Source organism: Herbiconiux sp. VKM Ac-1786, from assembly GCF_015350805.1.
In the GTDB taxonomy this organism is placed as follows: Bacteria; Actinomycetota; Actinomycetes; order Actinomycetales; family Microbacteriaceae; genus Herbiconiux.
The window spans coordinates 43,281-59,440 of sequence record NZ_JADKSG010000002.1 but is presented as its reverse complement, the minus strand read 5'-3'; the positions used below and the strand labels follow the sequence as shown (position 1 = coordinate 59,440).

The window sequence follows — 16,160 nt, the reverse complement described above, 5'->3', positions numbered from 1 at the left end:
CCCGCTCAGATGGCGGCGTCGGGGCTGGGGGCCGTGCGCGGGGCGGCGGGGGCGGCGCCCGCGTCGACCAGGGCTCGGCCCGCGGCCGCACCGGCGGCGGCGCCCGAGGCGCGGCCGGTGACGATCTCGGCGATGTCGATGCCCACGAGGTCCTTCACGATCTGCATCGACGAGGCAAGCTGGCTCGCGACGTTGCCGCCGACCTGCTCGACGCCGTTGCCGTCGTTGGAGATGACCGTCATGTTCGTGATCGCGGCGAGCGGCTCGGAGGCCGCGCGCACGATCGCGGGCAGCTGCCCGATCACCTGCTGGCGCAGCAGGTCGTCGGCGCGCTCCTCGAGGGCGTCGGCCTGGGCGCGCGTGGCCTCCGCCTCGGCGGCACCCTTGACGCGGATCGAGTTGGCCTCGGCCTCACCCTCGGCCCGGAGCGCCTCGGCGGCGGCGATACGGCGGTTCTTCTCGGCCACACCTTCGGCCTCGGTCGCCTCGGCCGCGCTGCGGCGGCGGTTGCGCTCGGCGATGCCCTCGGCCTCGACGGCCTCGGCCTGCGCCTTGCGGCGGTCGCGCTCGGCGACCGCGGCGGCGACGGCGGCGGCCGCGTCGGCCTGCGCCTTCTTCTCCAGCGAGTACGCCTCGGCGTCGGCCACGGCGCGGATCTCGGCGTCGAGCTCCTGCTTGCGCAGGCCCACGCGCTTCCCGGCGGTGATCTCCTGCTGCGCGATGACCTCCTGCTGCGAGATCGCCTCGGCCAGCGGGCGGGAGGCGGCGGCCTCGGCGCGGGCCTTGTCGGTCTCCTTCTGGATCTCGGCGTTCCGCAGGTCGAGCTTGCGCTGCTGCTCGGCGACGGCCTGGTCGGCCTCGATCCGGGCCTCCTCGGAGGTGCGGCGGGCCACCGACTCGGCGACCTCGGCGACCTGCTTCACGCGGGCGGCCTCGGCACGACCGAGGTCGCGGATGTAGCCGTTGTCGTCGTCGATCTCCTTGATCTGGAGCGTGTCGATCTGCAGGCCCTGCACGTCGAGCGATTCGCGCACGGCGTCGAGCACCTGGCCCTGCAGGGCCTGGCGGTTCGTGATGATCTCGGTCACCGTCAGCTGGCCGACGATGGAGCGCACGGAACCCGAGAGCACCTCCTCGGTGGAGGTCTCGATCTGGTCCTGCTGGTTCAGGAAGCGCTGGGCGGCGGCGCGCACCATCGACTCGGAGCCACCGACCTTCACCACGGCGACGGCGTTCACCTTGATGGTGATGGCGTCCTTCGTCTGGGCGGTCGCCTGCACGTTCAGCTGCCGGCTGCGCAGCGAGAGCTTGAAGTGGGCCTCGACGATGGGCTTGACGAACACGCGCGAGCCGAAGACGACGCGCTGGCCGGCGTTCTCGGTCTCCTCCAGCGCGGTCTGGCCCGACTTGACGGCCTTCTGGCGCGAGGTGACGATGATCGCCTCGTCGGGCTTGGCGACCTTGATGCCGCGGAGCAGGGTGATGACCACGATCAGCGCGATCAGCACCACGATGCCGACGACGGCGACGATGATGAGGGAGTCGAACGGGAACAAAGAGCGGCCTTCCTGAGGGGAGCGGTCGTGCGGAGGTCGGAGCCGTTCGGGTCGAGTCCTCCGTCCAGTATGTCGGAGGTCGCCCCCTACCGCCCCTGCCGGTGCGCCTCCTCGATGATCCGCAGCACCTCGACGGCGTCCTCGGGCGCGACCGGCACGGGTTCGCCCGCGAGCACGGCGGCCGCGAAACCGCGGTAGAAGGCCGGGTAGTCGCCGGCGTCCAGCGGAAGCTCCTCGTCGGGCGCGCCGGGTCGCGAGAGCACCCCGACCGCCGCGCCCTCGAGGCCGTAGCCCGGGTCGCCGGGGGTCGCGCCGCCCGCGAGCTGCGCCTCCTGCGGGTCGAGCCCCCGGGTCGCGAACACCGCCGACGAGCCGATCACCCGGAACCGCGGGCGGGGCGACGGCGCCACGACGCTCGTCCAGAGGCGCGAGCGCACGCCGTTCTCGTGCCGCAGTGTCACGAAGGCGTCGTCGTCGGCCACCGCGCCGTCGCGCCGCGCGTCGAGCTCGGCGTGCACCTCGGCGACGGGCCCGAACAGCTGCAGCGCCTGGTCGACGACGTGCGGACCGAGGTCGAAGAGCACTCCCCCGCCGTCGGCGGCCGCCGCGCCCTCCTTCCACTTCTTGGCGCCGAGCGTCGGCTTCCACACCTCGAACGCCGACTCGAACACCCGCACAGACCCGACGAGTCCCTCGTCGATCACGCGGCGCACCGTGAGGAAGTCGCCGTCCCAGCGCCGGTTGTGGAAGACCGAGATCGTGCGGCCCACCGCCGCGGCGTGCTCCACGAGTGCGGTGGCGTCGGCCGCGGTCAGGGCGAAGGGCTTGTCGACGACGACGTGCAGTCCGGCATCCAGGGCCCGGTGCGCGAGCGGCGCGTGGGTGGCGTTCGGGGTGGTGACGACCACCACGTCGAAGTCACCGGCGCGGGCGAGGAGGGCATCCGCATCCGGGATCACGATGTCGCCGTACTGCTCGCGCACCGCCGCCGCCCGCTCAGGTGAACCCGTCACGACCCCGTCGAGCGAATAGTCGGGCGACGCCGCGAGGAACGGCGTGTGGAAGACGCGCCCGCCGAGGCCGTAGCCGATGACAGCGGTGCGGAGGGGTGCGGAGGTCATGCCCCCACGCTAGCGAAAGCCGCTCAGCCCCAGGTGCCGGGCGGCGACGCGTACACGGGCACCGGCGACTGCGACCAGTGCGAGCCGTTGCCGTAGTGCGAGGTCGCCCAGGGCGACGCCCAGATGGCCGCCTCGATCTGCCCCGTCGGCGCCGAGGTCGAGAACCCCGCCACGATCGCCGAGTACCCCGGGTTGCCGTGCAGCGCGTTGCCCACGTTCGCCGCCGCCGTCACGAGCGTGTCGTAGCTGCCGAGCCCCGAGCCGCCGCCCGAGCCCCAGCCGTTGTTCAGCGGGTTGTTGCGCAGCCACCAGTCGTCGGGGCCGTTCTCCTGGCGCATCCACCGCATCATCACCGTGATGTTCGACTCGCTCGTCGGGAAGCCGGCCATGTAGAGCACGAGCACCGCCCAGTCGCGGTTGGTGCTGCCCTTCGAGAGGTTCTGCAGACCCGAGACGGCGTCGTACGAGTCACGGGCGACGGATGCTCCCGCCACCCCGCCGGGCACGGTGAACGTCTGCCCGACCGAGTCGGGGCCGGCGGCCGCCTGCGCCACCTCGATCTCCTGCTCGAACGGGGACTCGACGGGCAGGGGCGGCGGCGCCAGTGCGGTCAGCGCGGCGAAGCCGACGACGGTCGCGCCGGCGATGACGGAGAGCGCGGTTCGGACCATCTCTCCATCATCCGGTGTTCTGCAGGCCGGCGGCGATCCCGTTCACGGTCAGCAGTAGGAGGCGGTGCGGTGCGTCGTCCGGGTTCGTGCTCCCCGTCGCCCGCACCTCGCGGAGCGCGCGCAGCTGCAGCAGCGACAGCGCGTCGACGTAGGGGCTCCGCAGCCGCACGGCGCGGCGCAGCACCGGGCGGTCCTCGAGGATCGAGGTGTGCCCGCTCGTCTGCGCCACCCACTCGCGGGTGAGCTCCATCTCCTCGCGCACCAGGGCGGCGAGGTCGTCGCGGTCGCCGAGCTCGAGGTAGCTCGCGGCGATGCGCGCATCCGTCTTCGCCAGCGACATCTCGACGTTGTCGATCATCGAGGCGAACAGCGGCCAGCGGGCGTAGGCGGTGCGCAGGCGCTCGACGTCGCCGACCGCGGCGAGCGCCGAGCCGAGACCGAACCAGCCGGTGAGGTTGATGCGGGCCTGGGTCCAGGCGAACACCCACGGGATGGCGCGGAGGTCTTCGAGCGACTCCACCGAGAGCCCGCGACGGGCCGGCCGGGAGCCGAGGGCGAGCAGGCCCACCTCCTCCATCGGGGTGACCTGCGCGAACCAGGGCGCGAAGCCCTCGGCCTTGACGAGCTCGAAGAAGCGCCGGCGCGAGGCCACGTCGAGGGCGGACGCCACGTCGGCGAACTCCTCGGCGGCGACGCGGTTGCGCTCCTCGTTCGCGGGGCTCGAGGCGAGCAGGGTGGCCGCGGCCATCTGCTCGATGTGCCGGGCCGCGATGGTCTTGTCGCCGTACTGCGCGAAGATCACCTCGCCCTGCTCGGTGAGCTTGAAGCGGCCCTCGACCGATCCCGGAGGCTGCGCGAGCACGGCCTCGTTGGCGGGCCCGCCGCCGCGGCCGAGGGCACCGCCGCGGCCGTGGAACAGGGTCAGCTCGATGTCGTTCTCGGCGGCCCAGCGCGAGATGCGGGCCTGCGCGTCGTAGAGCGCGAGCGTGGCCGACACGGGCCCGACGTCCTTCGAGGAGTCGGAGTAGCCGAGCATCACCTCGAGCTTCCGCCCGGTCGCGGCGAGCCGCTCCTGCACCGGGGGCAGCTCGATCATCTCGGCGAGGATGCGGGTCGATGCGTTCAGGTCGTCGAAGGTCTCGAACAGCGGGATGGCGTCGAGCACGGGGGCTGCCTCGGCCGATCCGAGCGCGGCCTCGGCCAGCGCGTAGACCGTCGCGATGTCCTCCGACGACTGCGTGAACGAGACGATGTAGCGCCGCGACGCCCGCACGCCGTAGCGCTCCTGCAGGTAGGCGATGGTGCGGTAGACCTCGAGAACCTCGACGGTCATCTCGTCGAGCTCGCCGCCCGCCCGCACGTCGGCGAGGGCCTTCCGATGCACCTGCGAGTGCTGGCGCACCTCGAGCTCGGCCAGGTGGAAGCCGAAGGTCTCCACCTGCCAGATCAGGTTCTGCAGCTCCCCGTTGGCGCTGCGGTGCGCTCCCCCGGCGCTGAGCGACCGCTGCACCACGAGCAGGTCGGCGAGCAGCTCCTCGGGGCGGTGGTAGGCGAGCGGATGCTCGTCCCGCCGAGTCGCCGCGAGGCGCTCCGCCACCACCAGCAGCACCCGCCGGTGCGGCTCGTTGGGGGCACGGGTGCCGATGCCCGAGGTGATCTGCCCGGCCATCTGCTCCTGGCTCGCGGCCAGCTCGCGGAGCTCGTCGCTCGCGGGGGTGTCCGCGGCGTCGAGGGTCAGCGTGCGGCCGATCCGGCTGGTGACGTGCTCGAGGCCGAGCAGCACGTGCTCGGAGGCGATCGCGGCGGCGGCCTTGGTGACGTCGGCGGTGACGAAGGGGTTGCCGTCGCGGTCGGCGGCGATCCACGAGCCGAGGCGGAGGAAGGCCGGCGCCTCGGCCGGCACGCGACCGGCGTCCGCTCCGAGCAGCCAGTCGTCGAGCATCCGGTACACCCGGGGCACGACCTGGAAGAGCGTCTGGTCGAAGATCGACATCGCCGTGCGCACCTCGTCGAGGGGCGTGGGGCGGGTTGTGCGGAGCGGCGAGGTGCGCCAGAGCACGTCGATCTCCTCGAGCAGCCGGCGCTCGTTGTCGGCGAGCAGCACCGACTCCTGGCCGGCTCCGTCGCGCTCGGCGAGCAGCTCGCTGATGCGCCGGATGGCCGACGCCACGGCACGGCGCCGGGCCTCGGTCGGATGCGCGGTCAGCACCGGGTGGAACCGCATCGTTCGCAGCCGCTCGGCGGCCTCCTCGGCACCGACCTCGTCGACGATGCGCTGCACCGCCGCCGGCAGCGAGTCGGCACCGGTGGCGGGACGGGCGTGCAGCACGCGCACCCGGTGGTGCTCCTCGGCGAGGTTGGAGAGGTGGAAGTAGCAGGTGAAGGCACGGGCGACCTGCTCGGCGCGCTCCTGGCCGAACGAGGCGACGAGCGCCTCGGCGTCGTCGAGCGAGGCTCCGCCGCCCTGCTCGTAGGCGCGGATCACGAGCCCGCGCAGCCGCTCGACGTCGGCCAGCAGCTCCTCGCCGCCCGCCTCGGTGAGCACGCGGCCGAGCAGCGCGCCCAGCAGGCGCACGTCGGAGCGCAGGTCGAGATCGACCTCGTGGCTCACGCTGCGGCGGTCGTCGTCGGTGGGAAGGGGTGGTGTCGCGTCGGATTCGCTGGTCACACGCTCACGGTAGCGCCCGCACCGCATCCCACGAAAATCGGCCGTAGCACCCCGGTAACACGGAGGGCACAGGGCGAGGCGGTACCGTTGAGGCATGGCATCATCCAGTACCACCGCGCCCGACGAGGCGCTCGACGCCCGCGAGCAGACGACCTTCGCCGACCTGGGCCTCAGCGACCCGGTGATGAAGGTGCTCAAGGACGTCGGCTACGAGACCCCCTCGGCCATCCAGGCCGCCACCATCCCCACCCTGCTGGCCGGCCGCGACGTCGTCGGCCTCGCCCAGACCGGCACCGGCAAGACGGCCGCGTTCGCGCTGCCGATCCTCTCCCGGCTCGACCTCTCCCAGAAGACTCCCCAGGCCCTCGTGCTCGCGCCCACCCGCGAGCTCGCCCTGCAGGTCTGCGAGGCGTTCGAGAAGTATGCGGGGCACCTCAAGGGCGTGCACGTGCTCCCCGTCTACGGCGGGCAGGGCTACGGCGTGCAGCTCTCCGCGCTCCGCCGCGGCGTGCACATCGTCGTCGGCACCCCCGGCCGCATCATGGACCACCTCGAGAAGGGCACACTCGACCTCAGCGAGCTGCGCTTCCTCGTGCTCGACGAGGCCGACGAGATGCTCAAGATGGGCTTCGCCGAAGACGTCGAGACGATCCTCGCCGACACCCCCGACACCAAGCAGGTGGCCCTGTTCTCGGCCACCATGCCCGCGCAGATCCGCCGCATCTCCAAGCAGCACCTGCACGATCCCGAAGAGATCACGATCAAGAGCACCACCACGACCTCGGCGAGCATCGCGCAGCGCTACCTGATCGTGTCGTACCCGCAGAAGGTCGACGCCCTGACGCGCATCCTCGAGACCGAGAACTTCGAGGGCATGATCGTGTTCACGCGCACGAAGAACGAGACCGAGACGCTCGCCGAGAAGCTGCGTGCCCGCGGGTACACCGCCGCCGCAATCAACGGCGACGTCGTTCAGGCCCAGCGCGAGCGCACGGTGAACCAGCTGAAGTCGGGCAAGCTCGACATCCTCGTGGCCACCGACGTCGCCGCCCGCGGGCTCGACGTCGAGCGCATCAGCCACGTCGTCAACTTCGACCTGCCGATCGACACCGAGTCGTACGTGCACCGCATCGGGCGCACCGGCCGCGCGGGTCGCACCGGCGACGCGATCAGCTTCGTCACCCCTCGTGAACGACGGATGCTCGCCGCCATCGAGAAGGCGACGCGGCAGCCGCTCACCGAGATGCGGCTCCCCACGGTCGACGACGTCAACGCGACGCGGCTGACGCGCTTCGACGACGCCATCACGGCGGCGCTCGCGGAGCCGGAGCAGATCCAGACCTTCCGCGACATCGTCGGGCACTACGTCTCGCACCACGACGTGCCCGAGGCCGACGTGGCCGCGGCACTCGCCGTGGTGGCGCAGGGCGGCACGCCGCTGCTGCTCTCGGCCGAGGACGAGCGTCGCTCGCAGGCCGTCGAGCGCGAGCGCGACCGCGGGGAGCGCGCCGAGCGCGGCGGCTCCGACCGCGGCGGCCGGCCCGACCGCTCCTCGCGCGACCGCTACTCCGACGGAGACGGCGACCGTGACCGCGGCTCGCGCGGCGGTGGCGGCCCCAAGGCCACCTACCGCATCGCGGTCGGCAAGCGCCAGATGGTCGAACCGCGCCAGATCGTCGGCGCGCTGGCGAACGAGGGCGGCCTCCGCCGCGAGGACTTCGGCGCCATCCAGATCCGCCCCGACTTCTCGCTCGTCGAGCTGCCGGCCGATCTGCCCGCCGACACCCTGCGACGCCTGAAGGACACCCGGATCAGCGGCAAGCTGATCGAGCTGAAGCCCGACCGCTTCGGCAGCTCGGCGAAGCGCCCCGAGCGCGGCGACCGCGAGTCCCGCCCGCCGCGCGAGCGCTACTGACGCTGACCTCGCGCCCTGCGGCTGCTCCCTAGGGGCAGCCGCAGCTGCGGCGCACCGTGAGTCCGACCGGCACGACGGTCGAAGCCTCGTAGCGGGCCTTCGGCGCGTTGAACCGTTCGAGGGCGCGGGTCGCCGCGAGGCGGCCGAGACGCGCCGGGTCCTGGTCGATGACGCTGACGGAGGGCGTCAGCCGATCCGCCATCGGGAAGTCGCCGAAGCCGACGAAGGCCGTGCCCGCGTCCTTCAGCGCCGAGAACGCGTGCATCGTGACACGGGCGTTCGACGAGAAGGCGGCGGTGGGGGCATCCGTCAACCGGCGGAGCCGTTCGAGCTCGCGGGCCGCCCCGTCGTCGCTGCCCGCGTCGAAGGCGATCAGGCGCTCGTCGAGCGGCAGACCGGCGTCGGCCAGCGCCTCGGTGTAGCCCGCGAGACGCCGGCGCGAGCTCGGTGGGTGCGTCTGATCGGCGAGGAACGCGACCCGCGTGTGCCCGTGCTCGAGCAGGTGCCGGGTGGCGAGGTAGGAGCCGTGCCGGTCGTCCTCCACGAAGGAGTCGGCGTCGAGGTCGATCGGGGCGCGGTCGACGAACTCGATCGGGGTGTGCTCGGTCCAGGGCGCGAGCCAGGCGTGGTCGGCGGCGACCGGAGCCAGCACGAGGCCCATCAGCTGGGTGCGCAGCAGCGCCTCGAGCACCGGCTTCTCGCGGGCCGGGTCGTCGCCGATGCTCGTGACGAGCGTGGTGATGCCGCTGGCGGAGCAGACCCGCTCGACCGCGCGCACGACGGCGGCGAAGAACGGGTCGACCACGTCGGGCACCGCGACGCCGACGCTCGAGGAGCGTCCGGCGCGGAAGGTGCGGGCGAGCACGTTCGGCACGTAGTTGAGCGTGCGCATCGCCTCCGACACCCGCTCGCGGGTCTCGGGCAGCACGTGCGGGTCGTCGTTGAACACGCGCGACACGGTCTTCGCGCTCACGCCGGCGCGATCGGCCACATCCTGCATCGTCGCCACGCGCACGCTCCTTCACCGGGATGCGCCGGGACGGGCATCCGCTCTGTCACCCTCTCGGGAGTCGGGCCCGCGCCGGGTCGGGCCCGCACGAGAGTCTACGGCGGCCCGGCCCGGCACCCGGGGAGGGCTACTCGCGGTTCGCGAGCACCTCGTCGATGATCGCGGCGAGCTCCTTCAGGCGGGGAACGGCCTTCGTGGTGAGCAGCTCCTCGCGCTTCTCGGACGAGATGGAGAGGCTGTCCTTCCAGAGCGAGCGGCCGGCCATGGCGCCGCGGGCGCCGTTGACGACGGCGGTGCGCACCTGGTCGACGAAGGTGGCGTGGTCGACACCGGCCGAGAGCACGGCCCACGGCACGCCGGCGGCGGCCTCGGTGACGGCGGCGGCGGCCTCGGCGGAGCCCGCGTACTGCAGCTTCAGCACCTTCGCGCCGGCGGCGACGCTGAGCTCGGCCGCACCCGAGATGAGCGAGGGGAAGACGTCGGCGTAGTCCTCGTCGCTCTCGTCCTCGAGCTGGTAGGTGAGGATCTCGACGATCAGCAGAACGCCCTCGGCCGCGCACTCGGCGGTGAGGCGGGCGATGTCGTCGAGCACGACCTTCTCGTCCTCGCGGCGGTCGGCGCGCAGGTACCAGAGCATCTTGGCGGCGTCGCCACCGAGCTCGCGTACCTTGCGGGGGGTCATGCCCTCGACGTAGCGGGTGCGCTTCAGGCCGTTCTCGACGGCGAAGCCCGACTCGTCCATGGCGACCACGAGACCGGTGTCGCTGTCGAGTGTGCCGTCGTCGACCACGCGGGGCAGGGCGGTCGAGGGGTCGAGCAGGATGGCCGGGGCGGCATTGCCGAGGTGCTTCAGCAGGTCGCTCTTGGCGTCGGCCAGCTCGTCGCGGCTGATGCCCTCGGCGCCGTTGGGGGCGTCCTTCATGACGGCCTTCATGCCGTTGCGCTGGTCGGCGGCGACGATCAGCATGCCGCCGGCAGGGGTGCTGATCTTGGCGAGCGCGCGGCGCTCGAGGGTGGTGAGTTCGTTCACGGGAGGACTCCTTGGTGGGGTGGTGGGGTTCGGGGGTGGTTCTCGGTGTGGTTCTGGTCGTGGGGCGTGCGGTCTGCCCTGGTGGGCGGTCGGCGCGGTCGCGGGCGGTGCCGCGGCGTGGGTCAGGCGGGTCGGTGGGCGCGCGCATCCGTCGTCGTAGGCGCAGCCTCGAGGAGGCGTGCGGCGAAGACGGCGGCGCCGTAGGCGGTGTCCTGCGAGCGGTCGGACACGCGCACGCCCGCCAGCACCTCGGCCCGGGCGCGCTGCACCGAGCGCATGCTCGCCCAGCCGCCGGTGAGGAGGGCCGAGGTCGCGGGCGGGACCTCGCGGTCCATCGCCTCGACGAGCAGGGCGAGTTCGTCGTTGCCGTGCCGGAGCACCGCACCGAAGAGGTCGGCCGGGCCGGCGCCGTCGGCCTGCACGACGAGACGCAGCACGCCGTCGTCGTTGCGCGCGCCGGACACCTGCACGTCGCCGGCCTGCAGCACGCCCTCGTAGGGCTGCTCCATCACGGCGGCATCCAGGGCGTCGCGGCCGGCGCGGTCGTTCACGCCGACGAGCTGCAGGGTGCGGCGCATCAGCAGCCCGGTCTTGACTCCGGCGACGAGCACCCACTTCCCGGGCACGACATGGCGCACGCAGTTGATCAGCCAGTCGGCGAGCCGCTCGCGGGCCTCGAACGGCAGCGGAGCGTCGAGCACCCGCAGCAGCACCTCGGCGGTTCCCATCGAGACGTGGTAGCGGTCATCCGGGAACTCGCCCGTCGAGACGGCCGAGACGAGGTGGTCGTGGCCCGCGACCGTGAGACGGGCGCCGACGAAGGCGGCCGGCAGCCAGGCAGCGTCGGCCGCACCCAGCGGGGTGCCCGCGTCGACGAAGGGCGGGAGGAAGTCGGGGGTGACGCCGAGGTGGGCGAGCAGCTCGGGCCAGGGGGCGCCGGTGTCCTGGTCGAGGAGGCCGGTGCGCGAGCTGAGCGAGTACTCGGCCGCCTGCTCGCCGCCGAGGGCCGCCACGACGAACTCGGGCAGGTTCAGCCAGCGGGCGCCGGTGAGGTCGAGGCCCTGGTCGCGCAGGTGCAGCAGCTTGATCACCGAGACCTGCACGCCGAGCGGCAGTCCGGTGCGGCCGGCGAACTCTTCGCGGATGCTCGGCGGCAGCGCCTCGACCTGCTCCGCGCCGCGGGGGTCGAACCACGCGATCGCCGGAGCGATCGCGCCGCCGTCGGGGCCCAGCACCACACCGGACTCCCCCATGCCCGACACCGCGACCGCGCCGATGCGGGCGTCGCCGCCGCGCAGCTCGCCGAGGTCGGCGGCGACGAGCTCGAACAGCTCGCGCACGGTCTGCACGAGGTCGGCGGCCTCCATCGTGGTGGTGCCGGCGGCACCCGCGCGCCACGGCGTCGGCAGCTGGCGGATCAGCACCTCGGCGCCCGACTCGTCGGCCACGAGGATCTTCACGCCGGTGCTGCCGAGGTCGAGCCCGGCGACGAGGGGTGTGCTCACGGTGAAACTCCTGGATCCCGATGCGGGCTCTGGCGCTGCGCCTCTGCAGCCGCCCATGTCATCGATGTCATGCGCCACGCTACCACACCCATGTCATCGATGTCACGCGTCCCCGAGCGCCCCCCTGCGCCTTTGATGCGACCCCCATGCGCGCCCCTGCGCCCCTGATGCGTCCCCCGCGCGTCCCACTTTGCCCCTGGTGCGCCCCCTGGTGCGACCCCCCATGCGCCCCTGGTGCGTCCACGGTGCACCCTCTTGTGCCCACCGAGCACCCTCAATGCGCCCTTCCCGCGCCCACACAGCCCCACCCTGCTCGGATCCGGGTCGCGCAAAGGGCCGCTCCCGGGCAGCCCAAGGGCCCTTAGCGCGACCCGAGCCTCGCTCCACCACCAAGCCGGGGCTCGCATCACCACAAACCCGTGGTTCGCGCCACCATCGACCTGTCCTCGCATCACCATGAATCCGTGGTTCACGCCACCATCGACCCGGGCCTCGCGTCACCACAAACCCGGGGCTCGCGCCACCCGGCTCGGGTCGCGCAAAGGACCGCTCCCCGGCAGTCCAAGGGCCCTTAGCGCGACCCGGCGCTCGCGCCACCACGGGGACGGGCCCCGCGCCACCGGCGGGCCAGGTCGCGCAAAGGGCCGCTCCTTGGCGGGGCAAGGGGCTTTAGCGCGATCCGGAGGTCGCGCCACCAGCGGGGCGGGGCGGGGCTCGCGACAGCGCGGCGGGGCGTCAGAGGGCCGTGTAGCCGCCGTCGATCACGATGCTCTGGCCCGTGAGGTACGACGAGGCGTCCGACGCGAGGTACAGCGCGAGCCCGTGCAGGTCGGCCGGCTCGCCCATGCGCCCCGCCGGGATCGTCCCGATCCACTGCGCCGCGAGCTCGGGGTTCGCCTCCGTGAACTCCCGCGTCATGTCCGAGAGGAAGTACCCCGGCGCGATCGCGTTCACCCGCACCCCCGCCGGCGCCCACTCCACCGCGAGCGACGCCGCGAGGTGGCTCACCGCCGCCTTCGAGGCGTTGTACGAGGCCTGGAACTGCGGCTGGTTCACGATGAACGCCGACATCGACGAGATGAAGACCGCCGACGCCGGCACTCCAGCCGCCAGCGCCCGCCGCCCGAACGACTGCGCCGCGAAGAACGTCCCGTCGAGGTTCACCGCGAGCACCTTCCGCCAGACCTCCGCCGGTACGTCCACGCTCGCGCCCCAGATCGTGATGCCCGCCGCGGTCACGAGCAGCGACGGCACCCCGAGGTCGGACTCCGCAGCGGCGAAGGCCGCCTCGACGGCGTCGGCATCCGTCACGTCGACCTCGTAGCCGCGCGCCTCGACGCCGTGTTCACTCGAAAGGCGCGAAGCCGACTCGCCCACGATCGGGAGCAGATCGAGTAGCGCCACCTTCACACCCTGCCCCGCCAGCGCCGTGGCGAGCGAGTAGCCGAGCCCGCGGGCTCCCCCGGTGACGACCGCGGTGCGGCCCTTCAGATCCTCGAACATGAGCGCTCCTTCGTGGTGGGTGACGTGACGGCCACGATCAGATCTCCTGATCGGTGGGGAGGATGACGAGGTCGCGAACGGTCACGTGCCGCGGCCGGGTGAGCATGAACAGCACGGCGTCGGCGACGTCCTCAGAGCGGATGCCCGTGCGGTCCCCCACCGCCTGCTCCACCCCGTCGGCGCCCTCCGCGTACCCCCACAGCTCGTTCAGCACGACCCCGGGGGCCACCGCGCCGGCGCGAACGCCCGTTCCGACCAGCTGGCGGCGCAGGGAGTGCACGAACGACTGCATCGCGTGCTTTGTGGCGGAGTAGACGGGCTCCCAGTGGATGTCCTGATGCCCCGACACCGAGCTCGTCACCAGCACGTCCCCCGTTCCGGCCGCGATCAGGTGCGGCAACGCGGCCCGCACGGTCGCCATCGCGCCGAAGACGTTGACCGACACGAGCTGCCCGATCAGCGCCGGGTCGGTGTCGACGAAATCGCCCCCCGTGTACAGCCCGGCGTTCGCGAGCACGTCGTCGAGCCGCCCGAACTCGGCGAGGGCGACGTCCACGGCCTGCTCCGAGACCGATGGATGCGCGACATCCCCCGCGACGACCCGAACCTCCCCCGGCAGAGCGTCCGCGACCTGGCGCAGCCGCTCCTCGTCGCGCCCCACGATCACGAGCCGCGCGCCCTCGGCGGACAGCAGCTGCGCGTACGCGCGACCGATGCCCGAGCTGCCGCCGGTGATCAGGGCGACGCGTCCGTCCATCCGGCCGGGGCTGGGAGGGGTGGTCGTCATGAGCGGTCTCCGTTCGTCGAAGGGGAAGCGGATGCAGCGGTGCCGGCCGCGAGGGCCGCCCGACGCAGGAGCTCGTCGGGGCGGGTGTCGATGCGTGCCACGTCCTCGGCCGAGAGGTAGACCGGGCCGCCGGCCGCCAGCGAGCCGAGCACGACCTGCGCCACCTTCACCGCCATCTCCGTGATGCGCAGCACCTCGGCCGGGCTCGAGCCGAGGGCGAACATCCCGTGATTGCCGAGGTAGACGACCTTCGGAACCGAGCCGGTGGCGTCGAGGCGCGAGCGCAGCATCCGCCGCACCACCCGCGCGAGCGGCAGCCCCGGGTCGACGTAGGGCACCAGCAGCGGATCGGTTCCGAGCACCACGATCTGGTCGGGGAACAGGGCCCCGTCCACGAGTAGCGACGCCCGCGGCGAGCAGAGCAGCGCGTTCACCGGCACCGGATGCGTGTGCCCCACCGCCTCCACGCCCGGCAGCGCGAGGCAGACCGCGTGCAGCAGCGCCTCCACCGAGGGCCGCCGCCCGCCCGCGGCCGCCGCCCCGAAGAGCGCCCGCACCGCTTCGTCGTCATCCTGCGAGTGACCGCCCGAGGGGTCGGCATCGGCGGACGCGTCCACCAGCGCCAGCACCTCCGGCAGGCCCACGGCGACGAAGTCGCCCGGGACGGCGATCGCCATCGACGCGCCTGAGGCCTTGACGAGCATCCGCCCGTCACCGAGTGCGAGGGAGGTGTTGCCCTCGGCGAGCACCGCCCACGCGCGGTCGGGTCGCCCGAGCTCGCGCGAGAGCTCGACCAGTGCGGCGCGGGCCGCCGCGTCGCTGTCGTCAGTCATCGGGCCGCCACCTCTCCAGGCTCGTAGTGCGCCAGGGCGCCGCCGGCCGAACCGCCGGCCGCATAGACGTCGGACAGGTTCGAGAACTCGCCCGCCGCCACCAGCTGCATCGCGAGGTTGCCGAACGCCGAGGCCTCGGCCGGCCCGGCGACCACGGGCAGCCCCGTCAGCGCGGCGGTTCGGCGGCAGAGCAGCTCGTTGCGCGACCCGCCGCCGACGATGCGAACCGAGCGGATGCGCGTGCCAGCCACCCGCTCGAACACCTCCACCGACTCGGCGTACGCCGTCGCGAGACTCTCGACGATGCTCCGTACGGTGCCGAGCACGCCCTCGGGCGCCGGCTGCCCGCGCTCCACGCAGAGCGCCGCGATCCGCTCCGGCATCCCACCCGGCGCCAGCAGCCGCGGATCGCCGACGTCGAACACGGGAACGCCCCCACCGACCACCGCAGCCACGCCCGCACCGGCGGCGGCAGGATCGCCGGCCGGGCGCGAGGCCTCCCGCACGAGGTCGACCGGGTCGAGCATCCGCCCGCTCTCGGCCGACCACTGGCGCGCGCACTCGGTCAGCAGCCACAGCCCCGCGAGGTTGCGCAGCAGCAGCGTCGACCCGCCCACCCCGCACTCGTTCGTCAGTCCGGCCGCCAGCGCCTCGGCCGTGAGCACGGGCTCCGCGACGCTGATTCCGGCGAGCGACCAGCTCCCGCTCGAGACGAGCAGCTGCCCGTCGCCGGGCGCGGCGAAGGCCAGCGCGGAGGCGGTATCGTGCTCGGCCACCCGGTACACCGGCACCGGCTGCGACGCGCCGAGCCGGCGGGTCACGTGCGGCAGCGTGGCTCCGGCCGGAGTGCCCGGGGCGACGACCGCCGGGAAATCGATCCGGTCGAGCCCCCAGGCGTCGATCAGCGGACGCGACCACTCGCCGCTCCGCACGTCGAGCAGCTGGGTCGTCGACGCGATGGTGAGCTCGGCGCCGACCGACCCGCTCAGCAGCCGCACCAGAAGGTCGGGCACGAGCTGCAGCGTCCCGGCCGGGTCGGCGGCGGCATGCAGCCGCACTGACGTGTTGATCGACTGGGGCGGTATGCCCGTCGCGGCATACGCCTGATCGGTCCCGACGACGGCGGCCGCCTGCTCGACCCACGAGGGCTCGGCCCCGCGGTGGTGGTCGACCCGCGGGATCGCGGCACCCCCCTCACCCGACGGCACGAGCCCGTAGTCGACGCCCCACGAGTCCACCCCGATGCCCGCGAGCGTGCGGCCCTCGGACGCGGCGGCCGAGACGGCGGCCGCCAGCCCCTCGAGCGTCTCCTCCACGAGGCGCTCGACGTCCCACTCGAGCGTCGCACCGGGCTCGAGCGAGGCGGGCCGGGGGCCGTTCGCGAAGCGGTGCACCTCGGTCATCCGCATGCGCGGCGAGCCCTCCGAGCGATCGACCACCCCCAGCATCACCCGCCCGCTCGACGCGCCCAGGTCGACCGCCGCGTAGGCATGCGCCCCGGAGGCAGCCGGGCGGTCGGTGGTGGGCATGTCACGTCCTCGTGATTGATGTTATTTCGTGTG

Annotated in this window: 12 protein-coding genes; 1 reads left to right on the top strand and 11 read right to left on the bottom strand. The window is 73.1% G+C overall.

Annotation, left to right across the window (positions count from 1 at the left end; translation table 11 throughout):
- Positions 1 to 5 precede the first annotated feature (5 nt).
- From ITJ64_RS11265 to ITJ64_RS11250, 4 genes are all read right to left on the bottom strand, one after another.
- The gene (locus ITJ64_RS11265) at positions 6 to 1,556 is read right to left on the bottom strand and encodes an SPFH domain-containing protein (RefSeq protein ID WP_194680906.1); all 1,551 of its coding nucleotides are present in this window, start codon (positions 1,554 to 1,556) and stop codon (positions 6 to 8) included.
- Positions 1,557 to 1,642: 86 nt separating this feature from the next.
- Complete coding sequence (locus ITJ64_RS11260) at positions 1,643 to 2,677, bottom strand: Gfo/Idh/MocA family oxidoreductase (RefSeq protein ID WP_194680905.1); 1,035 nt, start codon at positions 2,675 to 2,677, stop codon at positions 1,643 to 1,645.
- Between the two features lie 23 nt (positions 2,678 to 2,700).
- The gene (locus ITJ64_RS11255) at positions 2,701 to 3,348 is read right to left on the bottom strand and encodes a hypothetical protein (RefSeq protein WP_194680904.1); all 648 of its coding nucleotides are present in this window, start codon (positions 3,346 to 3,348) and stop codon (positions 2,701 to 2,703) included.
- 7 nt (positions 3,349 to 3,355) lie between these two features.
- The gene (locus ITJ64_RS11250) at positions 3,356 to 6,016 is read right to left on the bottom strand and encodes a phosphoenolpyruvate carboxylase (protein WP_370545161.1); all 2,661 of its coding nucleotides are present in this window, start codon (positions 6,014 to 6,016) and stop codon (positions 3,356 to 3,358) included.
- Between the two features lie 94 nt (positions 6,017 to 6,110).
- Between ITJ64_RS11250 and ITJ64_RS11245 the strand changes: the two genes are divergently transcribed.
- Positions 6,111 to 7,931, top strand: a complete 1,821-nt coding sequence (locus tag ITJ64_RS11245) for a DEAD/DEAH box helicase (protein WP_194680902.1) — start codon at positions 6,111 to 6,113, stop codon at positions 7,929 to 7,931.
- Between the two features lie 28 nt (positions 7,932 to 7,959).
- Here the strand turns inward: ITJ64_RS11245 and ITJ64_RS11240 are convergent, their stop codons facing one another.
- The 7 genes from ITJ64_RS11240 to ITJ64_RS11210 form a co-directional block, all read right to left on the bottom strand.
- Positions 7,960 to 8,931, bottom strand: coding sequence for a LacI family DNA-binding transcriptional regulator (locus ITJ64_RS11240; RefSeq protein WP_228508756.1), 972 nt, complete (start codon positions 8,929 to 8,931; stop codon positions 7,960 to 7,962).
- A 136-nt stretch (positions 8,932 to 9,067) separates the two neighbouring features.
- Entirely contained in the window at positions 9,068 to 9,970 is a 903-nt protein-coding gene (locus ITJ64_RS11235) for a tagatose-bisphosphate aldolase (RefSeq protein ID WP_194680900.1), read from the bottom strand.
- Between the two features lie 122 nt (positions 9,971 to 10,092).
- Positions 10,093 to 11,475: an L-fuculokinase gene (locus ITJ64_RS11230; protein ID WP_370545160.1), complete on the bottom strand. Its 1,383-nt coding sequence runs from the start codon at positions 11,473 to 11,475 to the stop codon at positions 10,093 to 10,095.
- A gap of 735 nt (positions 11,476 to 12,210) precedes the next feature.
- Positions 12,211 to 12,978, bottom strand: a complete 768-nt coding sequence (locus ITJ64_RS11225) for an SDR family oxidoreductase (protein ID WP_194680899.1) — start codon at positions 12,976 to 12,978, stop codon at positions 12,211 to 12,213.
- A gap of 37 nt (positions 12,979 to 13,015) precedes the next feature.
- Complete coding sequence (locus ITJ64_RS11220) at positions 13,016 to 13,765, bottom strand: SDR family oxidoreductase (RefSeq protein WP_194680898.1); 750 nt, start codon at positions 13,763 to 13,765, stop codon at positions 13,016 to 13,018.
- Entirely contained in the window at positions 13,762 to 14,598 is an 837-nt protein-coding gene (locus tag ITJ64_RS11215; RefSeq protein WP_194680897.1) for a class II aldolase/adducin family protein, read from the bottom strand. Before ITJ64_RS11215 ends, ITJ64_RS11220 begins: the two co-directional genes overlap by 4 nt.
- Complete coding sequence (locus ITJ64_RS11210) at positions 14,595 to 16,127, bottom strand: rhamnulokinase family protein (protein ID WP_194680896.1); 1,533 nt, start codon at positions 16,125 to 16,127, stop codon at positions 14,595 to 14,597. The genes ITJ64_RS11215 and ITJ64_RS11210 overlap by 4 nt, the downstream gene beginning before the upstream one ends.
- Positions 16,128 to 16,160: the final 33 nt, after the last annotated feature.